Origin of the sequence: Lactococcus sp. AK05, from assembly GCF_041026685.1 — a bacterium.
GTDB lineage: Bacteria > Bacillota > Bacilli > Lactobacillales > Streptococcaceae > Lactococcus > Lactococcus lactis.
Genome location: NZ_JBFTEI010000004.1, coordinates 85426 through 107849 on the forward strand (window position 1 = coordinate 85426; position 22424 = coordinate 107849).

Genomic DNA, 22424 nt, shown 5'->3' on the forward strand with positions numbered 1-22424 from the left:
CAAAGACACACAAAATAACTGACAAGTGATATCTCCAAAGTAAATTTTACCATAATAAAATTTAACTTCTCTGTCAGTTTTTTCATTTAAATTTGAAAATTAAACGATTCCACGGTCAAAGATATTTTTCCGCTTATTTTCAAAATAACTTCCTTTTTGTGTGTCATTAGCAGCGGATCCATGTGGAACTGCCTTCTTCATTCCACCTTTAGCGACTGCATCAGAAACGTTCATTCCTTGATTTTTCATATCCCGAATTGGGTTATCATTAGCTGAAGGTCGCTTATTCAAAATTGCGGATGTTGAACGACGAACCGTGATATCTTCCTTGTCCCGCTCCAATGGTGAAACATACTGTTTAGGAGGCTTTGGAAGTGTTGCTGCTGCACGTTTTGCCCGTTCTTTTGATTCGTCAACGCTAGTTTTCTTAGGCATTTTATCATAGGAACTTACGCCGTCATGATTAGAGTTTAGCGGACGATGCTGTGTGCTAAAGCTTGTTTTAGCTTTATAAGGTTTGAAACTCTCAGGTCTCTTGGCATCAGTTTTTGGCTTATTATTTTCAATTGAAGCTTCATCCTGAAGGCTGGGATTTCTTGTCAGCAACTGCTGGTTAGTAAAAATTACCCGAGTATCTTTTTGAAGTGCTTCGTCATCACCAATAACTGGAAATACCACTCTTCTTTCTACCATGTTTTGCCCTACTTTTTTATAGTTTGTTTAATTTATTAATTACATTTTAACTCTTTATGAAGATGATGAAAGTTTATCAAAGAATATTGAAAACTCTTGTCTTTCCTAGCTTTTATAGAATTTTTCTTCCACTAGATAAAATATCAAACCAAGATTTAGATTCTAAGATAACCGTTTCAATATCCATTATAGCTTAATTTCTAAGTTTTTTAAAGCTATACTCCAAGAATTTCACGAATTTCTGCTTCACTAAGGACTTTATCCACTGTATCGCCTTCTAAAACATTAGCAATTAAATCCTTTTTACGCTCTTGGATTTCCATAATTTTTTCTTCAATTGTGCCTTTGGTAATCAAACGAATGACTTCTACCGTATTTTTTTGTCCCATCCGATGGGCACGCGCAATAGCCTGTTCTTCAACAGCTGGGTTCCACCACAAGTCAACCAAAATGACGACATCAGCACTGGTTAAATTAAGCCCAACCCCGCCGGCTTTTAGTGAAACTAAGAAAGCATCACGACTACCAGCATTGAAGGCTTGAACCATCGAAAGTCGATCTTTAATTGGAGTAGAACCAGTCAGTTTATAAGCGGTCATTTCTTGTTCTTCCATCAATTTTTCAATATGTGGAAAAACTTTTGTAAATTGAGAGAAAATCAAAGGACGATGGCCTGAATCTTTAATTTGCGCCAATAATTCTCGTAAACGTTCAAGTTTCCCAGAACTTCCTTTATAGTCATCCATAAATAATGCTGGTGTATTACAAATTTGTCTAAGTCGTGTAATTCCTGCCAGAATTTCAATTCTTGAACGTGATAAAGCCACACTATCCATTTCTAAAACTTGTTTTTGCATCAGTTCGAGTTGTGCTAAATAGATTACTTTTTGATCATCAGCTAATTGGTTATAGACCGTAATTTCCATTTTTTCTGGAAGTTCTTCAAGCACATCTTCTTTTTTACGACGCATAATGAAAGGCTGAATCAATCTTGAGATAACAGATGGTTCCATCTTATTGAATTTTTCACGTTTTGGTAAAAAGCCTGGCATCACCACTTGGAAAATGGCCCAAATTTCTTCAATTCGATTTTCTAGTGGTGTTCCTGAAAGGGCAAAGGTATGTTCAACATTCAGAGCAGATAGTGATTTATTGGTTTTACTACTATAATTTTTGACAACTTGAGCTTCATCCAAAAGTAAGTAATTCAATTTTTTATCCTGATAGTCTTCAAAATCTTTCAAGAAGCTACCATAACTTGTGATATATATTTGATGTTTTTCTTGAATTTCTTTACTTCGCTCGGCTTTTGTCCCGTCAATAACAGCAAAATCAATCTCATCAGTAAATTTTTCAAATTCACTTGCCCAGTTATAAGTAAGACTAGCTGGTGCGGTAATTAGAACACTCTCATCTTTTTTCAGATTAGAAAGAATAAAAGTAATCGCTTGTACTGTTTTACCTAATCCCATGTCATCAGCAAGAATTCCTCCCAAATTATAATGAGAGAGCATACTCATCCAGCGAACACCCGTTTCCTGATAAGAACGCAAGGATGCCTTAATATGTTCTGGTTTCTCGTAAGGAAACTCTTCAGGATGCGTCAAGTGTTGATAGAGTGATTTAAATTTTTCAGAGAAGGAAGCTCCACCAATATTTTCAAATATTTTAGAAATTTGGAAACTTCGATTAATATTAACATGCAAACTGCTTCCTTGAATAACAAATTGGTCGTCAAGTTCATTTAATGCAGCTTTCAAGCGGTCAAATTTTTCATTAAAATGATAAAATTTCCCACTTTCACTGATATAAAATTCAGCGTTTTCTTGTAATTTTGCAATAACATTTGCAAATTCACCATCTTCAACCTGAGGAATATCAAAGGAAATATCTAAGAGTCCTCCCTGACTATCAATATGAATTTCAGGAACTTCATCCATTCTCATATTTCTTAAAGTTGGCGACAGTTCAATCTGACCAAGTTTTTGAAAAGCAGGTAAGATTTTCAAAAAGAAATTCTCTGATAAATTTTCTGGAATATTTAATGACGAATTAAAAGCCTTAGCAAACTGCAAACGTTCCATCAGTGCAAAAATCTTTTGCTCTTTACGCAAATCTCTTGAAAATTCTAGGGTTTCTAAATCGTGGAAACTATCTATTGAGAAACTTCCATAATCAAAAGTCATTGCCAAACTAATGGTCTGATCTTCCAACAAATCAAAAGTAAATTTAGCATCAAAAGGTCTGACAACAAAATGGTCTGGCGCTTCAATCTCTCCCAAAGTTGATAATTGTTGAAGAGCCTGAGCTAATTTGTCCTTATCAGCATATGAAAATTTAATTTGTGATTTTTTGGCAAATTGCTTATCTAAAACAAGGAGCAGACGCCGTTGTTCTTGATTGAGTTTATAAAATACATTATTGGCATAAAGAAGTGAATAATCATAAAAATTATGATAATCCTCACTGTAGAGTTTCAACTCGATATAATCTTGCTGACTTTCAACCTTAAATTTAAAAATCTCCGAATCATTATCAAGGGCTATAAATGTAAAATAATTGACCGTTCTACCTGTAATCTGAAGTTGATAATTCTCTAAAGCTGAAACTAAGTCCATTGCTTCTTCAAGGAATAAAAATGGAATATTAAGATAACGCCCATTTTTTATATATAAGGATTTGGTAAGTGCCTCATCGGATTTACTATCAATTTTTAAAAGAAAAGTTAAAAATTCTTGACTTGCTTCATCAAAATTATCAAAAAAGAGGTCAATATAGTGTAGAGAACCCAAAGAATACTGACTATAATTTTTTAAAGCACGTAGAAAATAAGGAATATCTTTAATAACGTATGAGCGGCCCAAATTTTTACTTCTTAATTTTAAATCAAAATACAAAAAATAATCCATTGAAAAATAATCATAAAGCTGACTATTATCCTCAATTTGAACTTCGATAGAATATTGGTCTGTATTGAAATTTAATTGTGTCTCACCATTTACAGCATCTAAAAAAGCAACATTTTCACCAAAAAGCGCTCGTTCAGCTCCTTTGATTTCTTTGTCTTTTGTTTCCTGACTTCCTTTATCTTGATTTTTTAGATACTCTTCTATCGCTGCAATATGTTTGCAATAGCGGTGGTTTTGTTGAAAGACTGCACAAGTACAACTATCTTGCGCGCCATCTAGGTCATAACTTACCTCTTCACCATCAATTTCTGCTGTTAGTTTAAAATCAGTTTCGATTGGGTCATTTAAGAAGCCTTTCGCATAGAGGGCGATTCCCTCACTTCGCACTCGTGCCGGCATCATTCTACTCATATTTTTATATTTTTCCTCGAATCAATTATTTCAAAATTTTGCGTATATTATACCATAATTACCATTTTTTTGCTAGAGTTTTCCTCTTTCTTATCAATTTTTTCAATAAGAGCTGTTTTAGTAAAGAATATCCTCCTGTTTTTATTACTTATTCGGTGTCATGGTTTTGACTGATAATCTTATTATAACAAATATTAAAAATACCGACTAGCTGTCAGTATTTTTTAATCATCATTATTTACAAATATATTTTCTACTTTCCACGATACTTTTTCAATAAGTAAGCTGAGATAATAAGTAGTAACCCAACTCCTCCTACACCGATTGCTCCAAGAGCAGGGAGTTCTATGTTCGGCTTATTTGTTTCTTGCTTATTCTGCATCTCATTATTTTCTTCTTTTTCCTTCTCTTTTTCTTCACTTCCTCCTTCCGTTATTTTGTAATTTGCAAATACTATCCCTAATTCATCTTCCAAATCCCCTTTATATTCTTTAAAGTCTTCTAAACTTCCAAACTCTAGGATTTCTGGATGAGTTTCCGAACGTTTGGCTAATCTAATATGAATGGTAGCTTTATCTGCATATCCTTGTGCCTTATCCATGTATGCCACAATAACAGTGTTGGTCTTTTGATAACCTGTAGGCACCTCCTCTTCACTTATGATATAAAGATTACCTCTAGCCATATGGTCTAAGGTTCTAGAACCCTTTTCAGTAGAAAGAGTGGCTCCTGCTTTGGCATCAATAGAAGTCTTACTACTCGTTGAAATATCATTCCCTGACAAGTCCAAAGTGTCAAGATTTAAACGCTCAAGGCTGTCAAAATCTTGAGTCGGTTCAAACTTCTCAACCCACCTTAAAGCAAATTGAGTGTCCATTGGTCTATTACTTTCTCCATCAACTTTTTTTATTGTAAAACTATGAGTAATATTAGAATGAATCTCAAAAGAAATCAAATATGCTGAGAGTTTTTCTTGGAAAGATGAGTCACTTTTTACTTTTTCGACCTGAGAATCAGTACTCTCTAATGCTTTGAATTCTGGGTTCTTTGTTTTAATAAGCGAAACGACACCGAGTGTGCTGGGTGTTTGATTAATACTTTCTAGTATTGATTCATCTGGGGTTTCAAGTAAATCTCCACCATCAATTTCAATGTTATTATCTTCTTCATGTTCTTTAAGTTCATCCATATTTGGTGTTGTGATTATCCATTGGGAGGTTTCTCCAAAATTTGGAAATAATCCAATCGAACTTTTTTTAACCAATTTATATTGAGTATCATACTCTAAACTAATTGGAGATGTACTTTCTTGAGTATTATTTTCATTGTCAATAACAGTCAACTTGCCATCAGAATTAGATTTTAAGGCTATTGTTTCTCCTGTAAAGTCATTATTAAATGTTTTTAGTATTCTATCAAAACTATTGATACTTTTTACGGTTTCCGAATCAGTAGACTTCCTGCCTAAGCGAGTCAATTCAAAACTTACTCCAGATAAAGGGGAGGCAAAGTCATCATCTATCTTGTCAACTTCTAATTGTAAGGGCGGAACGGCCTGATTATAGAAAATTAGTGTGAGATGGAAATCACCATTTTCTTCTTCATTCAATACTAATCCATTTTTTCCACTTTCATTTTCATCTAAAAACGGAATATCTATACCCTCACTACCAATAGCAACAATGCTTCCATTAAATTTGACTCGGAAAAAGTGAACTTCATCGTCTCTGTAATATCCATTTGGGCTAACACTTTCTTGCAAGGCGTAAAGACCGGGTAATAGATTATTTGTGATTTCAAGGGGGTTAAGTTGGGTCAATTCATCATCTACTGATTCTATCTGATATAAATTAAAAACTGATCCATCAAGTTTTTCTTCTGAATCAACCGCTCTTTTATCAATTGTAACAGAGTTTCTAAATTCCTCTACATTTATATCATTAGTGATATTGAGACTAATCATGAATTTATTATAGTGTTCATCTAAAGCGATTTGCTCTCCATCAACTTTTATTATAGGCTGCCCATTTTCAAGCTCAGTTTTTATTTTCCATGGTCCTTCCAGTGAGTGACCGGGCGATTTTATTTCGTGGAGTTGATATTCTTCTCCGTAATTTAAACGGGTCTTATCAAATAAAATTTCACCTTTTTCGTTCGTTACTGCCTTGTCAATTTCTTCTCCTTGACTATTTTTAAGTACAAATTCCACCTCTGACAATGGTTCATTATCATGGTTAGATATTTTGATTAGCTGTAATCTAAACTTCTCTATGTTAGCAATTGTAGTTTTGTCTTCCCCAATTGTTATCCAATCATATATTTCGCTATTAGGAACAATCTCATCTTTTATTTCATAAATGAATTCTTCGCCCAAAATAGAATACTTAGGTAAATTTTCTAACTGACTCCGCCATTCATCACCCTCCTGAAGCGTAACAGTCTTGGTCCAATCAGATGATATTTGAGCACTTCTTCGGCCTATAAGCAGCTCAACATTCTCAGGTATATTTTCTGAATTAGCTAACCATTGTTTTTCAAGGGTAAGATTTATTCCTGATGATTTTGCTGATGGTACTCCAAAATTTACTTTATTATCTGGGTTACTACCGTTTGGAGTCAACGTCGTTTCTCCATTCATTTGATACCAATAATTAGTTTTAAAATCATCGGTTTCAGTATTTAATCGAACCTGATAATGAATTTGAACTTCTTGATTTTTCCCAATATTAAGATTTGAAATTTCTAATCCTTTTTCGTTTATCTTACCTGTTGGTAAATTATCAATTGAGTCTTCTCCGACACTAGTAATTTCAAACTTTGTATCCTTATATTCAAACTGAGCACCTAGTGGGTCGAGAATCAATCCATTTGTAATTGTGTTAAATCGACTTAAAACGACATTTGCTTGACTTTTTAAATAATCAGTAATATCATTTGCACTATTTGCATCTTGGTATAATCCTGTCGTAGCTATTAGACTGGTCCGACTTTTGACTTCTTCTTGACTCAGATAGCTTCCATCATTCCCAAGTTGAATTCCAAGTGTATGAATTTCTGAAATCTTTTGTTTAGAAATTTCTGCCTCTCCTAATGTTGCGGCCCAGGTGTCCCGAATTTCGATATTACTTCCACCATTTATATCTTTAACAGAATATGGGCTTTGAATCTTAGAAGTGTTTCCTGGTTCATCTCGGCTTTCAGCAAAGCTTTGACCATAAATGACATTATCAACTTTTGAGGCAGAATTTACTTTGTAACTAAACGTCGGAACACCATCAGTCATCAAAATCATCATTTTTTGATTATCACTGGAGTCCTGTTCAAGCATCTCAGTTCCCTTGCGAAGTCCCAATTGAGTAAAAGTTCCACCTGAAAATTGTGGTGCTAATGCTTGATTAATTGATTTAACATGGCTTTCTGATGATACTTTATCTATCGGTACCGTGATATATCCACTAGCTCCCGTTACATAATTCCCGGGACTAGAATATCCAACAATTCCAACATTGACATAATCTGCATAAGCAGTGTTTTGAATCGTTGATAAAAAATCACTCACTCCTTGCCGAACAGCAGTTTCTTTTGCCCCTTGCATCGAGCCTGACATATCAATTACCAAAACAATATCAACTGGTTTTATTGGGTTTTGAACATTTCCTCGAACATTTAAATAAACATCGTATAAGCCTGGTGTTTCTGTTTCTTTTGCATATTTTCTTAAGGCAAAATCGACCGGATTATTAACTCCAGCGTATTCAATATACGAATTTTCTAAATTTGTTGCTTCTCCGTTCCAACTATTGACTCCATCCCACTGTGAAGAAAAAGAATTCCAGCCTTGATGATTGACCACTGTTGTATTTCCCGTAGGTATCCAAGAATGATTTGGAGAAATTCCTGTCTCATCTTGTCTATATTCAGGAGAAATATTTTCATAATTTTGCGCTAAATCATTAAAACTAGCCTTTATCCCAAAGTTTGAAGGGTAAGAAAATGCTAATTGTGAATCTTTTTTTAATTGACTAACAGTTTCTTCTTGACTTGACTCGTTATTTAATACTTCTTCTGTATTTTTATTATCCTTCTCTTTTGAATCTGCTTTATTATTTTCTGGAATATATAAGCTAAAAATTGTTGATTCATTCTTCGCTAAAATATCTTCACTGATGACTTCTTGCTCGTTTTCAATGAGTTTAGCATCTGCCTGAATTTCTAAGTTTAACAATGAAATAGAATTGTTAGCTCTAAGTACAATCTTTCCTTCATTTTCTTTTTCAAAATCTGAAATTATTGTGTTTTTTTCTTTAAGTGTCCAGCTTTCATTTTCCTCTATTTCAATAGGCTGATTCCCTTCAAAAGAAAACTTTAACTTTAATTCTTTATCATTTTCTGTTTTATTTATTCTATAATCAATTTCCCATTCGTATTGATTTTCTAAAGCTCGCATACTATATGAGATATTGAATGATTCATCATTAATAAGCTCAACTTTATCTTTATAAATTTTTTGATTTTCTGCAAATACTTGATGACCTTGCAGTAAGTTTGGAACAAAGTTTAGAACTAAGATTATTATACTTAAACAAACCGTCCATTTTTTTATCATCTATCATTCCTTTCTGGCGAATTTCATATTTATCGAAGTTATTTTGGTGGAATTCTACTCCTTTCTATTTTTATCCATACTTTATATTTGAGTTTTAGATTAAATCTTTTTGATTTATAATTTTATTATTTTCACAACCATAAACTCATTTTACATAATTATTATCTCATATTGTTCTTATTTTCCAAATTGAAATACATTGTTTTATTTTAGTATTTATAAAAGTACATTCGCTAATATAATGAACAGAGCCTATAAATTCATATTTAACGACTAATAATACACTGATTTGACTTTATTTTTTTATAATCCCTATCTAACAAAAACTAATTTTATTCTAATTTATTCTTTTATTTTAATCTATATAAAAAAGACATTAGAGCTCTCTTCTAATGTCTTTTTATTCTAATATTATTTATTTTATTCTTGAATCAATTTGCTAAATGGAATCAAACCTTGAGTTTGATATTCTTTTTCAAATTCAGCAGAATCAAGTTGCAATTGTTCAACAGGTAATGGACGATGGTCAAAGATGTTGACATTGATGACCGTTGGACGATTCGCTTCTTTAGCTTTTGCAAAAGCTTCTTTTAATTCTGACAAATTATTAACATCAAAACCTAAAGCTCCCAAAGCCGCTGCAGAAGCGCCAAAATTAGCACCTATCAAATCAATTCCTGAGTGTGGTTGTTTGGCATCATCTTGTTCCGCTTCTATAAATCCAAGGCTCTTATTGGTCAAAACAACATTGATAATTGGTAAGTTATATTTGACCTGAGTAAGAATATCAGGCATTACCATTGCCCAAGCTCCGTCACCAGAAATTGACCAAACTTGACGGTCTGGATATTGCGCTTTCGCACCAATTGCTGCAGGTAGAGCATAACCCATTGTCGCATACCAGCCACTTGTTGTGAATTTTTGATCCTTACTTGTATCGAGAAGTCTCATTCCATCAATTGTGACATTTCCTACATCAACTTGGAAAATGGCGTCATCAGTGGCCATGTCATTAATGGCTTTAAAGACAGGTTCTACTTCCAAAGGTGAGCTGTCAATGACTGAACGTTTTTCAAGCCACTCTACCCAATTTTCTTTGTCTGCTAGTGCTGCGCGATACCAATTTGTTTCTGGAAGTTGTTCTCCCACTTCCATTAATTTCTTAATTGTCAGCTTGGCATCTGCCAAAATAGCTAAATCTACTTGATGACGACGGCCAAATTTAGTTCCGTCAATATCAACTTGTATGTATTTAGCATCTTTAGGAATAAAGAAACTTTGGAATGGCATGTCTGAACCTAAGAACAAAACAGCATCTGTGTTAGAAGCAATTTCTACCCCAGGTTTAGAGGCCACTCGACCAGCTGACCCCATGTAAGCAGGGGCATTGTCAGGAACAATTCCTTTTCCTAAAGCAGAACTCAAAATTGGAGCATGAAGCATTTTAGAAAGTTCTAAGATTTCCTTGCGGGCTCCTCTTGTTCCTTGACCAATATAAATCAAAGGGCGTTTTGCTTCTTTTAGTATTTTCCAAGCTTCTTGGATTTTTTCAGCCGCAGGTTCTAGTGGCAAAGGTTTTTGATATAGATTAGCGCTAGAAACATAATTATCTTCAATTTCTTGCCAACCTAAATCTTTGGGAATGGTAATGACAGCAACACCACGTTTGGCATAGGCTTGACGAATCGCTTCATCAACTACTGCTGGCATTTGTTCAGCGGTCATTACTGTTCTGTTATAGACACTAACGTCAGCAAACATTGGATTTTCATTTAATTCTTGGAAATAATTAGTGTTCATTGCACTCGTTGGAACTTGACCAACCAAGGCAAGTACTGGAACATGGTCATATTGAGCATCATATAATCCATTTAACAAGTGAACAGCTCCTGGTCCTGCTGAACCAAAGGTTACTCCGATTTCTCCGGTTACTTTTGCTTCCCCAACGGCTGCTAAAGCACCCACTTCTTCGTGACGAACTTGAATGTAATTTAATGTGTCTCTTCGGTTATATAATGCGTTCATTGTCGAATCAATTGACCCACCGGGTAAACCGTAAATATTTTTGACACCCCAATCTTCAATAACTTTTAACATTGCATCTGATGCATTTATTTTTGTCATGATATTCTCCTTGATGTTAAATCTATCAACTACTAACTACTTTGAAACTACTTTATATACTAATTTCTCCTTTCGCCGTAAGTAAATAAATTACTTTTCAAGTAAATTGTAGGTCAAAAAAATCTAAATGTAAACTATTTGAGTCCAGCCATTTATTTTTTTAGTCTGTCAGCAATAACTAAAAAAGAACTGTAAACTAAACAGTACAGTTCTTTTTATTTAAGTCTTAATCTAAGGTCAAATGGCTGATTAAAAATTTTATCAAAAAGTCACGTTCTTCAATCCATTTTTCTCGATTATCTTTTAAATGGACACGATTTGATAAGAAAACAACTGCTTTTTTGATGCGAGGATTAATTAATAGAAAAGTTCCGGTATAGCCAGTATGAAGCAACCAATCATCATTTGGCCCGAGTAAGTCCCAAGCCAAACTTCTTTTTTTATCTCCATCAGCATAATTTTTTGCCAGCTTTAAATATTTTTCTTCTTGAAAATAAGCCTGACTGAATAAAATTAGATCAGACATCGTTGAAAATAAGCCGGCTGAGCCACAATGATTTTTTAAAACTTGAGCTTTAGGGTCATGAACTGTTCCTACTGGGATATTTTGACTTGTTGGGACTGCATTTTCTACTGGTCCAAAACTTGTGTCAGTCATTTTCCAGTCTTCAAATACTTGTTTGTAAAAGATTTTATCCAGACTTTCTCCATAATATTCTTCTAATAAAAAACCTAGTAAAATAAAATTAATATCTGTATATTTGAAGGTCTTATTGTCAGTAATTTTAATCTGATTAATTGCTTCTGTCAGTTCTTTTGCGTTTAGCTTATCTCTATTTTTTATGAAAGGATCAATACCAGAAGTGTGTGACAGTAATTGCCGCAAGCTGACGCTTCTGTCAGTAAATTTAGAATAATATTTTTGAAGAGGGGCATCAATTTCTAACTTTCCTGCTAGGACAAGATTAATGACGGCTGTTCCGGTGCCCACTACTTTTGTCAAAGAAGCTAAATCCCATTTTTTTCCCTGAGTGAGCTTGATTGTTTTAGGATAAATTGCTGAATTTCCTAAAAGATACTCATCAACTTTTTCTCCTTCAATAATTGCGAAATTGACACCTGGGAAAACGTCACGCTCAATATAATCTTCGATTATTTTTAAAAATTCTTGTTGATTGTTCATGTTTCAACCTTCGTTTCTGATTTACTTTGAGTAAAAAAACTTGTCAAAAATTAACAAGTTTTTTTAAAATTATTATTTTACAAACCAAAGTTCTGCATGGTCAGGAACTTCTAATGAAAAAGTTTTAGCTGAGCCATCCAAATATGTTCCGTCCACATCAGAAAATTGATGAGCAAAATCTTTCAAATCAAAATCTTTATCAATCATGAACACTAAAAACTCAAGGTCAAGTACTTCATCGGTTCCTGCAGCTAAATCTTCGCTTTCTTCAACACTAAAAGTCAAAGTTATAAAAGGAAATTCAATTTGGTTATTGATTGCTTTAAGACCAAAAACTGATTCATAAAATTCAATAATTGATTGGTCAGCAACATTCAAATCCATTGCTATAATTTCAAAATCTGACAAACCTTTAAAAGTTTTATCTTTCTCAAGCTCAATTTCTGATTTATCAATTTCTGTCAGTGATGATAAATCTGTCAGTAAATCTGATGCTACCCAAAAAAGTTCTGCTTCAGGCGAAAGCGCTGAAAAAGCAAAGCCATTTTTTCCTTTATAGACCTTAGAAATCTTGTCCAAGTTACGAACAATTAATTGCTCAATCTCAGATGAATTAGCTTTGATCACCGTTTGCCCGTGTTTTTTCAATCCTTCAACAGGACGAAAACCTGGTGATTCTTCTAATTGAAACCGATCTTTTTTCGCTTCATGCCCACCAAGCCATACCATTGCGCCTTCTTCTACCAAGACCTTAAAGCCAAGCACTTCCCGGTAGAAATCTAAATTTTCTTCACGGTTAAGCACACGATAGACTGGTTGAAAAGCGGTAATATGATTTATAATCTCGCTCATTTTAGCCTCCATTGATTACATTTACAAATAACTATCTCTTATTTTCGCAAATTTCAAGGAAATTATCAACGATTTATATCTTTTACTTTTTCTTTCTACATTTTGTGTAATTTTAAAATCTCAATAAAAAAACTCATAGTCGTTAACCATGGGCATTTTTAAGGATAGTTTTAAGTACATATCTAGGTACGAACAAAGTTAGACTGACCTTTTAGTGTGGTTGCCAGATATGCACATTTTTGAGGTAGCTCTATTTTACTACAATTTATTCAAGTTCAGATTAACAAAAGTTATCAACAAAAATGAAATATTTTCTTCTGCTGACAGCTATTACTATGCTATAATATTGACATGTTTAATATAGAAAAACTTCAATCATTAGCCAAATATCGTTGGGTAATTGTAATTATTTTGGCGCTACTTTTTTCAGCCCTATCTGTCAGTATTTTTCATTTGCCATTTTTAATGACAGCTCTCGTATTATCGATTGTTGGATTAATTTTTGCTTATCACAAATCAGTTTGGTTGGTGCTCTTTATTTTATCTAACTTACCAATGCTTGCGACAACCATTTTTGCTTATCAGCACCATTTCACAACCTTAGATACCGTCATCTTTTTCATTATCTTTTTACTTACGATTATTTCTTCTTATCTAATTGCTCGTAAAGCTGAACTCATCCCTAAAATAAGTTGGAAATATTTTCCTCCTTTAAAAATAATAATTGGTTTTGCTTTGCTTTTTCTGGTCTCTATTCTGACAGGAATTTTTGCTCAAATTATCAATCAAAGTCCAACAACCAGTAATCAAGATTCACTAAATGAGCTACAAAAAGTGATTCCAATTGCTGTCTTTGCGACCCAAACGCTTGCTGCTGGTTTTTTAGAAGAACTTGTTTATCGGGTAGGAATTTTTGAAGTCATTTTCAAAAATCAAAAATATTTTGCTTTTTTAACGGCATTGCTCCTTTTTGCTTACATGCATGGTCCTACTGACCTCTATAGCTGGTTAACTTACGGTTTAATGAGTCTTGTGCTTACCAGTCTTTATGCTAAATATCGCAATTTTTATCTTAACATGAGCGTCCATCTCCTTTGGAATCTCTTTGGACTGGTCATTGCTCTTATGATTAAATAAAAAAATTACTGACAGAAATTCTGTCAGTAATTTTTATTTTAATAATTAAAATTTGTAAATCATTTTAGCCAATGCAACTGCTGCAAGTGCTGCAAGAATTGGTGCTACAACTGGAACCCATGCATACCACCATTTAGATGAACCTTTAGCTTCACCCAAAACTGATTTTGGCAAGAGGCTGTGAACCAAACGTGGACCAAAGTCACGCGCTGGATTCAAACCAGGACCTGTTGGACCACCAAGAGCGACTACAAGTCCCATAACAAGGAATCCTAAGAACAAATGAGCAATCATTTTAGAAGCAGAAGCTCCTGATGCTTGAACCCAAATTTGGTTCATAATATCTGATGATGTAATATCTGCTCCTTGTTTTTTCAAGTAGTCTGTCATCCAAGAAATTGATTGGCTACCAAAGAAGATGTTAGTTGCCGAAACTGCACCAAAGAACAAGACGAATGAACCAAGAAACTCATTTAAGAAACCATTAACTGTAGCTCCGAAACGCGTTTTTTCATCGTTATCATCAACATTATCAATTGTTGAGAAAGTTCCAAGAATAGCATTTGGATTTTGTGTTTTAAGATAGTATGGACGGTAAACCATAACAATCAATAATTGCCCAAACATCGCACCTAAAACTTGCGCAATAATATATTGAGCAACATGTGCCCAAGGAAAAAGTCCTGAGGCTGCAAGTCCAAGTGTGAAAGCTGGATTAATTTGTGAAGTAACATTACCTAATGCAACTGCTGGTAGCATTACACCAAGTCCATAACCCCAACCAATAATCATCCAAGATTGTGCGTGAGCTTTTGTACCTTTAAGTTCGACGTTGGCAACCGCACCATTACCCATGATGATGAGTAGTGCAGTTCCGATAAATTCAGTGATATATTTCACTGTCCATGTAACATCCATTTTTTATGGAACCCTCCAAAATTTGATTTTAATATAATAACCTCAGCTATTATATCAGAAAAGCGCGCTTGCTTCAAATATTCATTGGAAATTAGACCCTTTTAGTCTGATTATTTACTGAAAATTTGCTATAATTAAAAGAATTATCATGCTTTTTATGGAGGACTTAAGATGCGCTTTAATCATTTTTCAATTGTTGATAAAAACTTTGATGAACAACTAGCAGAACTTGATCAGCTTGGGTTTCGTTGGTCTGTTTTTTGGGATGAAAAGAAAATTTTAAAAGATTTTCTCATTCAAAGTCCTACTGATATGACTGTTTTACAAGCAAATACTGAGCTAGATGTCATTGAATTCTTAAAATCCTCTATTGAATTAGATTGGGAAATTTTCTGGAATATTGCTTTGCAACTTCTTGACTTTGTTCCAAATTTTGATTTTGAAATAGGAACAGCAACTGAATTTGCTAAAAAACTTAATCTTCCACAAAGGGATGTTGAAATGACAACTGAAACTATCATCTCTGCTTTTTACTATTTACTTTGTAGCCGTCGTAAAAGCGGGATGATTCTTGTTGAACATTGGGTTTCAGAAGGTCTTCTTCCTTTGGATAATCACTATCACTTTTTCAATGACAAATCATTGGCAACTTTTGATTCTTCGCTCCTTGAACGTGAGGTCGTTTGGGTTGAAAGTCCAGTTGATACTGAGCAAAAAGGAAAAAATGACTTAATTAAAATTCAAATTATCCGTCCAAAAAGTACCGAAAAGCTTCCGGTTGTGATGACCGCAAGTCCTTATCATTTGGGAATCAATGAGAAAGCTAATGATTTAGCGCTTCATGAAATGAATGTTGATTTGGAAAAAAAGGACAGTCACAAAATTCATGTTCAAGGAAAGCTTCCACAAAAACGTCCGTCTGAAACCAAAGAACTTCCTATTGTAGATAAAGCACCTTATCGTTTTACTCATGGTTGGACTTATTCTTTAAATGACTACTTTTTGACGCGTGGTTTTGCTTCTATTTATGTGGCTGGTGTTGGAACGCGTGGCTCAAATGGCTTCCAAACTTCAGGCGATTATCAGCAAATTTATAGTATGACTGCTGTCATTGATTGGTTAAATGGCCGAACTCGTGCCTATACTTCTCGTAAAAAGACGCATGAAATTAAGGCCACTTGGGCAAACGGAAAAGTAGCCATGACAGGAAAGTCATATTTAGGAACGATGGCTTATGGTGCTGCTACTACTGGAGTCGATGGACTTGAAGTCATCTTAGCTGAAGCTGGAATTTCTTCTTGGTATAATTACTATCGTGAAAATGGTCTTGTCCGTTCTCCTGGTGGCTTTCCTGGTGAAGATTTAGATGTGCTTGCCGCACTGACTTACTCACGAAATCTTGATGGTGCTGATTATTTAAAAGGAAATGCTGAATACGAAAAACGTTTAGCAGAAATGACCACTGCTTTAGACCGTAAGTCTGGTGATTATAATCAATTTTGGCATGACCGAAATTATTTAATCAATTCTGACCAAGTTAAAGCTGACGTCCTAATTGTTCACGGCTTACAAGACTGGAATGTTACACCCGAACAAGCTTATAATTTTTGGCAGGCTCTGCCAGAAGGTCATGCCAAGCATGCCTTTTTACATCGTGGGGCTCATATTTATATGAATTCTTGGCAATCCATTGATTTTTCTGAGACAATCAATGCTTATTTCTCTGCCAAATTATTAGATAGAGATTTAAATTTAAATCTTCCACCCGTTATTTTACAGGAAAATTCTAAAGATCAAGTCTGGTCAGCTGTCAGTAAATTTGGGGGCAATGACCAGCTCAAACTCCCTCTTGGGAAAACGGCGGTTTCTTTTGCTCAATTTGATAACCACTATGATGATGAAAGCTTCAAAAAGTATTCTAAAGATTTCAATGTCTTTAAAAAAGATTTATTTGAAAATAAAGCTAATGAAGCTGTCATTGATTTAGAACTTCCTTCTGAGTTAACAATTAATGGTCCAATTGAACTAGAAATCAGACTAAAATTAAATGATAGTAAAGGACTCTTATCTGCTCAAATTCTTGATTTTGGTCCCAAAAAACGGCTGGAAGATAAAGCAAGAGTAAAAGATTTTAAAGTTCTTGACCGTGGCCGAAACTTCATGTTAGATGATTTGGTTGAACTTCCTCTTGTCGAAAGTCCTTATCAGTTGGTCACTAAAGGATTTACCAATCTCCAAAACAAAGATTTACTGACGGTCAGTGATTTAAAAGCTGACGAATGGTTTACGCTCAAATTTGAACTACAACCAACGATTTATCATTTAGAAAAAGCGGATAAACTTCGGGTCATACTCTATAGTACTGACTTTGAACATACAGTTCGTGATAATCGTAAAGTGACTTACGAGATTGATTTATCTCAATCCAAACTCATTATTCCTATTGAAAGTGTGAAAAAATAAGATGGCAATTATTGGAATTCTTGGAACTCCTTACAATACAGTTGAACAATCCCCTTTTTGGTGGAACAAAGTAAGCTATACTCGTCAATCATTTATTGATGTTTTTCAGGATTTAGGTCATACTGTGATTATTCTTCCTGTTGACAAAACCGAAAATATAAAAAATTACCTGACACTGGTAGATAAAATTGTACTGACTGGTGGGGCAGATGTCAGTCCTTATCTCTATGGTGAAGAGCCTAATGCTAAATTAGGAACAACTGATCCGATTCGTGACCGTTTTGAGCTTGCCACAATCAAAGCTGCTCTAGAAGCAAATAAACCTATTTTGGGCGTTTGTCGTGGCCTACAGTTACTCAATGTTTATTTTGGCGGAAGTCTTTATCAAGACTTGAGTCAAACTTCAAGTCAGATAAAACATCTCCAAAGTCCAACACCACAAGAAATTCCAACTCATCATATTAGTGTTGAAAAAGAAAGTGCCTTGGGCTTCTTGCCTGAAAATTATATGGTTAATTCTTTCCATCATCAAGTCATTAAAGATTTGGGCCAAGGCTTGACGGCCATTGCTCATGGAAACGATGGCTTAGTTGAAGCGATTGAAAATAAAGAAAAACATGTGCTTGCTGTCCAATGGCACCCAGAATGTACTTGGGAAACTGAGCATTTTGATAAGAAAATTTTTGAAATTTTCGCTAACGGAACCATATAAAAGTTAAAAAACCGTCATAAATTTTTTTTATGGTGGTTTTTTTAAGATTATGTTAATATTATGTCTATATTAAAAGTCAGCTCACTCGTAACCAACTTCCAAATTTAAAATAAAAACTGAGCTGACAAAATTTCTGAGGAGAAATTGATATGAAAAAAATAAAATTGTTGACTCTTGCAACAGTTGGAATTGCCTCAATTGGCTTACTTACTGCTTGCTCGTCAAAAGATAACTCATCTTCTAAATCAACAGATAAAGTAACAACCGTAACTGTTGCAACTTCTGCCGCTTCTGTCCCTTATGAATACAGCGAAAATGGCAAAATGACGGGGTTTGAATATGATATTTTAAAAGCTGCTGACAAAGACATGAAGGATTATAAATTCGACTTTAAAGTCTATGAAGATAGTGCGATTTTAGCTGCTTTAGACGGTGGTCGTGCACAAATTGCGGCAAATAATTTTGGTAAGACAAAAGCACGTTCTGAAAAATATCTCTTTAGCTATCCTGTTCGCCAAGGAATTGATGCAATTTTCTCAACATCTAAAGAAAATATCACAAAAATCTCTCAACTTGCTGGTAAAACGACAGAAATTCCTGCTGGAACCAACTATGGTGATATGTTTGAAAGCTGGAACAAAAATCATCCAGACAAAAAAATTAATGTTAAATACAGCCAACGTCCTTTAGCTGACCGACTATCTGCCATTTCTAGTGGACAAATTGATTTCTTATTTGCTTCTAAAGCACCCGCAGAAAATTTGATTAAAGAACATGCAATCACAGGTTTAGTGGATACTGTTCCAACAGACTTGGATAAACAACCAGAATTTAAAACTTATGATTACTTTATCCTTGATAACAGCCAAAGCAAATTGCAAAAAGATTTGAATGTTGAACTCAAAAAACTTTATGACAACGGCACACTTAAAAAACTGTCAGAACAATATTTCCATGACAGCCATATTCCAGCTGCTGACCAATTCAAATAATTAAAAAACTCGTCAATGACGAGTTTTTATTTTACTGACAGCAATCTTTTTATAAATAAAAATTACTGACAGAATACTCAAAAGCTAAGCTTTTTTCTGTCAGTAATTTTTTGATTAATTTATTTATTTAAAGCAGCGTCCAAATGAGCCAATACTTTTTCTTTTCCAAGAAGTGCAATTGTTTCTGGTAATTCTGGACCATGCATTGAACCTGAAGCTGCAATACGAATTGGCATCCAAAGCATTTTACCTTTTACGCCAGTTTCTTTTTGAGTCGCTTTAAAGAGTGGGAAAATATTTTCCACTGTAAAATCATTTTCAGGAAGCTCAGCCAATTTTGCACGGAAAGTACTCAAAGCTAATGGTGTTGTTTCAGCAGCCAACATTTCACGAGCTTCATCAGTCAATTCTGGGAAATCTCCATAGAAAAGGTCTGTTAATTCAACAATTTCATCTGCTGATTTCATTTGTGGTTGATAAAGTTTAACCAGTTCATCAGCACGTTCATCAAAGCGATTAGCAGCAACAAGGAATGGTTTTGTCAATTCAAATACTTTAGCAAAATCAGCATTTTTGATGTATTCATTATCCAACCAGTCCAATTTCTTTTGGTCAAAGGCTGCTGGTGATTTAGACAAACGATGTTCATCAAAAAGTTCAATTAATTCTTCACGAGAGAAAATTTCTTTTTCTCCGCCAGGATTCCAGCCCAAAAGTGCAATAAAGTTGAAAATGGCATCAGACATGTAACCTTTTTTACGGTAGTCTTCAATAAACTGAAGTGTATTTGTGTCACGTTTTGATAATTTTTTCCCAGTTTCAGAATTAATAATCAAAGTCATGTGACCAAATTGTGGTGCTTCCCACCCCAAAGCATCGTAAACAACTAATTGTTTTGGTGTATTGGCAATATGGTCATCTCCACGGATAACATGTGAGATTTGCATATCATGGTCATCAACAACAACAGCAAAATTGTAAGTTGGGTAACCATCACGTTTTTGGATTACCCAATCTCCACCGATGTTTTTACCTTCAAATTCAATGTCGCCTTTAACAATATCATTCCATTTATAAATTGCTTTTTCATCAACAGAAATACGAACAACTGGTTCAATATTTTGCGCTTTGCGCTCCGCGATATAAGCTGCTTTTTCGTCATCGCTCATGCCAGCATATTCGTTAATATAGTGTGGAGCAATTCCTGCCGCTTCTTGTTTCGCATGGTCAGCTTCAAGTTCTTCTGGCGTTTTATAAGAATAATAAGCTTTTCCTTCAGTCAACAATTGGTCAATATATTTTTGATATAAAGGCAAACGTTCTGATTGACGGTAGTTTTCATGTGTTTCAGGACTTTCATCCCAATCCATTCCCAACCAACGAAGGTTTTCAAGTTGTGAACGCTCACCATCTTCTACGTGACGTTCACGGTCTGTATCTTCAATACGGATGATAAAATCTCCCCCGTGATGACGGGCAAAAAGATAGTTAAAAAGGGCTGTACGAGCATTCCCGATATGCAAAAGTCCTGTTGGTGATGGTGCGTAACGGACGCGGATTTTTTTATTCATATTAATCCAATTCTCCTCATTAATTCGTTCACTTCTTTTCTGTAAGAAATGAATCGTTCTTGGTTTTAAATAGCCTAAACTACTCTAACAATCACCTCTATTTTACCACAAATTAAGAAAGCATGCCGACCTAAAATTCATTTGTAATCTATCATTGACAAATTTAATCTAAGAATTGAAGAAATCGTTCATCCCAAAGATGGTTTTCATAAAAATCAACGATTTCTTTTGCTGACAGCCATTTACTATCAAAAGTTGAACTTGCCCCTCTTTGCATCCAATTTTGATAGCCCAGACCATGAGCAAAAACAAGCGTTGTGTTAACACAAAATTCAGTTTGAGCACCGCAAAATTCAATCGATTTTACTGACAAGTCTGTCAGTAATTTTTGCAGTTCCGTTTGATAGAAACCATTGGCATGCGTTTTTTCAACATACTTGTCAGTAGATGCTGTCAGCAATTCTGGAATCATTTGCCAACCAAAACTTTCTTTTATCAGTTCATCATCATTATGCTGGATAAAAATAATCGGTTTTTTAGCCTTTCGATAAGTAAGAATTCGTTGATTAATTTGCTCAATTAATTCTTCTCGCCGATAAATCCCCGCACATACCTCATTTTGCATATCAATTACAATCAAAGCATCACTTGTTTTCATCTTTTTATTCCTTTCAAAAATTGATTTTCTTAGCATTAGTATAAGACAATCTCTCCAGAAAACAAAGAATTTACAACCAAAATCAAAATAACACCCCAAAGAATGTTATTTTTGTAGTAATCTTTTATAATTTTCTAGTTGAGAGACTCTTCCTCAATAAATGAATAACCAATTGCCTTTGTGGCAACAAAAGTAACTAAAGACGCGATAATTAATGACATCGTGGTATCCGATAAGAAATGTGCACCAATTCGGACCCGAGCAGCCATCATTAAAAGTGTGAAAACAAATCCGCTGTAAGCCAAAATCTTTTGGCCTTTAAGATTTTTTCTGTCAGCAAAAAATGGTAAAAAGAGTGCTGCAGCCGCTGCGATTGTATGACCTGACGGGAATGATTGATGACCTGTTTGACCGTTCAAATGCCACCAATTAGTGAACGTTCCTTTGGTAGAGGAAACAATTTCCTTAACCTCATAAGGGCGAAAACGCCCCCAGTTAACTTTCATCGTATTGACAATTGAGTTGCTGACATAACCGACGGCAATCCCAGCAATCGCCACAATAATCAATTGACTTAATTCTTCGTAAGTTTTCTTGCTCAGCCATCTATAAATCAAAAATGTCCCGATGACCAGGATAATAAATGTAAAAAGTGCTTCAAGTCCGAAAGAATAAGTCGCTGTGGCTCCAATGCTGTTATTTGCCGCACCCAGTGGTTGATGATTTTTGATGTTATGAAGTGTGGTCACACCGTAAAACATCCAGCCATCAACCCAGCCCCATGCTGACCAATAAGCAAAGCCAAGTCCAGAAATCGCTAAAATCCATTTTGTCAGTTGATTATCTTGCCTTAGACCATAAATGAAGATAATTTCCGCTGAAATAAAAGGGATAAGCGCTGACGGAAACATTCCAAATATCTGAAAAAGATTACCCAAAATTGAATTTTGATCCATAACCATTTTAGAAATTTGCAAATCCCCCAAAGACGCAATAATTAATAAAAGAGCTGAAATTCCAAATAAAATTCCTAGGAATTTTTTTCCGCTTGTGTTCATAAAACCTCCATTGGTTTGATTACTACCCTTTCATTTTATCCCATTATAAAAACTCTAATGTAAACCCTTGGTAAATTTCTAGTAAACCCTTTGTTAACCTCATCTTTTTATATAAAACCATGGATTATATAATCTTT

14 protein-coding genes are annotated in these 22424 nt (G+C 34.5%); 4 read left to right on the plus strand and 10 right to left on the minus strand.

Translation table 11 applies throughout. The features are described from left to right. Positions 1-99: 99 nt before the first annotated feature. The 6 genes from AB6B24_RS09045 to AB6B24_RS09070 all read right to left on the minus strand — a co-directional run bounded on the left by AB6B24_RS09045 (position 100) and on the right by AB6B24_RS09070 (position 12778). The gene (locus tag AB6B24_RS09045; RefSeq protein WP_029344499.1) at positions 100-693 is read right to left on the minus strand and encodes a hypothetical protein; all 594 of its coding nucleotides are present in this window, start codon (positions 691-693) and stop codon (positions 100-102) included. Between the two features lie 215 nt (positions 694-908). Then, entirely contained in the window at positions 909-4013 is a 3105-nt protein-coding gene (locus AB6B24_RS09050; RefSeq protein ID WP_369164506.1) for an SNF2 helicase associated domain-containing protein, read from the minus strand. Between the two features lie 253 nt (positions 4014-4266). Continuing rightward, positions 4267-8619, minus strand: coding sequence for a SpaA isopeptide-forming pilin-related protein (locus AB6B24_RS09055; RefSeq protein ID WP_311805760.1), 4353 nt, complete (start codon positions 8617-8619; stop codon positions 4267-4269). A 420-nt stretch (positions 8620-9039) separates the two neighbouring features. Then, complete coding sequence (gene spxB, locus AB6B24_RS09060; RefSeq protein WP_029344500.1) at positions 9040-10743, minus strand: pyruvate oxidase; 1704 nt, start codon at positions 10741-10743, stop codon at positions 9040-9042. Between the two features lie 226 nt (positions 10744-10969). Next, positions 10970-11926: a serine hydrolase domain-containing protein gene (locus AB6B24_RS09065; protein WP_311805764.1), complete on the minus strand. Its 957-nt coding sequence runs from the start codon at positions 11924-11926 to the stop codon at positions 10970-10972. Positions 11927-11998: 72 nt separating this feature from the next. Then, positions 11999-12778, minus strand: coding sequence for a CppA N-terminal domain-containing protein (locus AB6B24_RS09070; RefSeq protein ID WP_311805766.1), 780 nt, complete (start codon positions 12776-12778; stop codon positions 11999-12001). Positions 12779-13129: 351 nt separating this feature from the next. On the opposite strand from AB6B24_RS09070, the gene AB6B24_RS09075 reads away from it, so the two are divergent. Then, positions 13130-13915, plus strand: coding sequence for a CPBP family intramembrane glutamic endopeptidase (locus AB6B24_RS09075; protein ID WP_021464001.1), 786 nt, complete (start codon positions 13130-13132; stop codon positions 13913-13915). Positions 13916-13960: 45 nt separating this feature from the next. Here AB6B24_RS09075 and gla read toward each other — a convergent pair whose 3' ends face one another. Next, the gene (gene gla / locus AB6B24_RS09080) at positions 13961-14833 is read right to left on the minus strand and encodes an aquaglyceroporin Gla (RefSeq protein WP_015427138.1); all 873 of its coding nucleotides are present in this window, start codon (positions 14831-14833) and stop codon (positions 13961-13963) included. A 171-nt stretch (positions 14834-15004) separates the two neighbouring features. Between gla and AB6B24_RS09085 the strand changes: the two genes are divergently transcribed. From AB6B24_RS09085 to AB6B24_RS09095, 3 genes are all read left to right on the plus strand, one after another. Continuing rightward, a complete protein-coding gene (locus AB6B24_RS09085) occupies positions 15005-17296 on the plus strand; it encodes a Xaa-Pro dipeptidyl-peptidase (RefSeq protein WP_311805768.1) in 2292 nt (763 codons plus the stop codon). 1 nt (position 17297) lies between these two features. Beyond that, the gene (locus AB6B24_RS09090) at positions 17298-18008 is read left to right on the plus strand and encodes a gamma-glutamyl-gamma-aminobutyrate hydrolase family protein (protein ID WP_058219029.1); all 711 of its coding nucleotides are present in this window, start codon (positions 17298-17300) and stop codon (positions 18006-18008) included. 149 nt (positions 18009-18157) lie between these two features. After that, positions 18158-19000, plus strand: coding sequence for an amino acid ABC transporter substrate-binding protein (locus AB6B24_RS09095; protein WP_153242140.1), 843 nt, complete (start codon positions 18158-18160; stop codon positions 18998-19000). A 119-nt stretch (positions 19001-19119) separates the two neighbouring features. Here the strand turns inward: AB6B24_RS09095 and gltX are convergent, their stop codons facing one another. From gltX to AB6B24_RS09110, 3 genes are all read right to left on the minus strand, one after another. Next, a complete protein-coding gene (gene gltX, locus AB6B24_RS09100; RefSeq protein WP_369164510.1) occupies positions 19120-20571 on the minus strand; it encodes a glutamate--tRNA ligase in 1452 nt (483 codons plus the stop codon). Positions 20572-20734: 163 nt separating this feature from the next. After that, a complete protein-coding gene (locus tag AB6B24_RS09105; RefSeq protein ID WP_311805771.1) occupies positions 20735-21265 on the minus strand; it encodes a cysteine hydrolase family protein in 531 nt (176 codons plus the stop codon). A 98-nt stretch (positions 21266-21363) separates the two neighbouring features. Then, positions 21364-22287, minus strand: coding sequence for a phosphatase PAP2 family protein (locus AB6B24_RS09110; protein ID WP_311805774.1), 924 nt, complete (start codon positions 22285-22287; stop codon positions 21364-21366). Between the last annotated feature and the right edge of the window lie 137 nt (positions 22288-22424).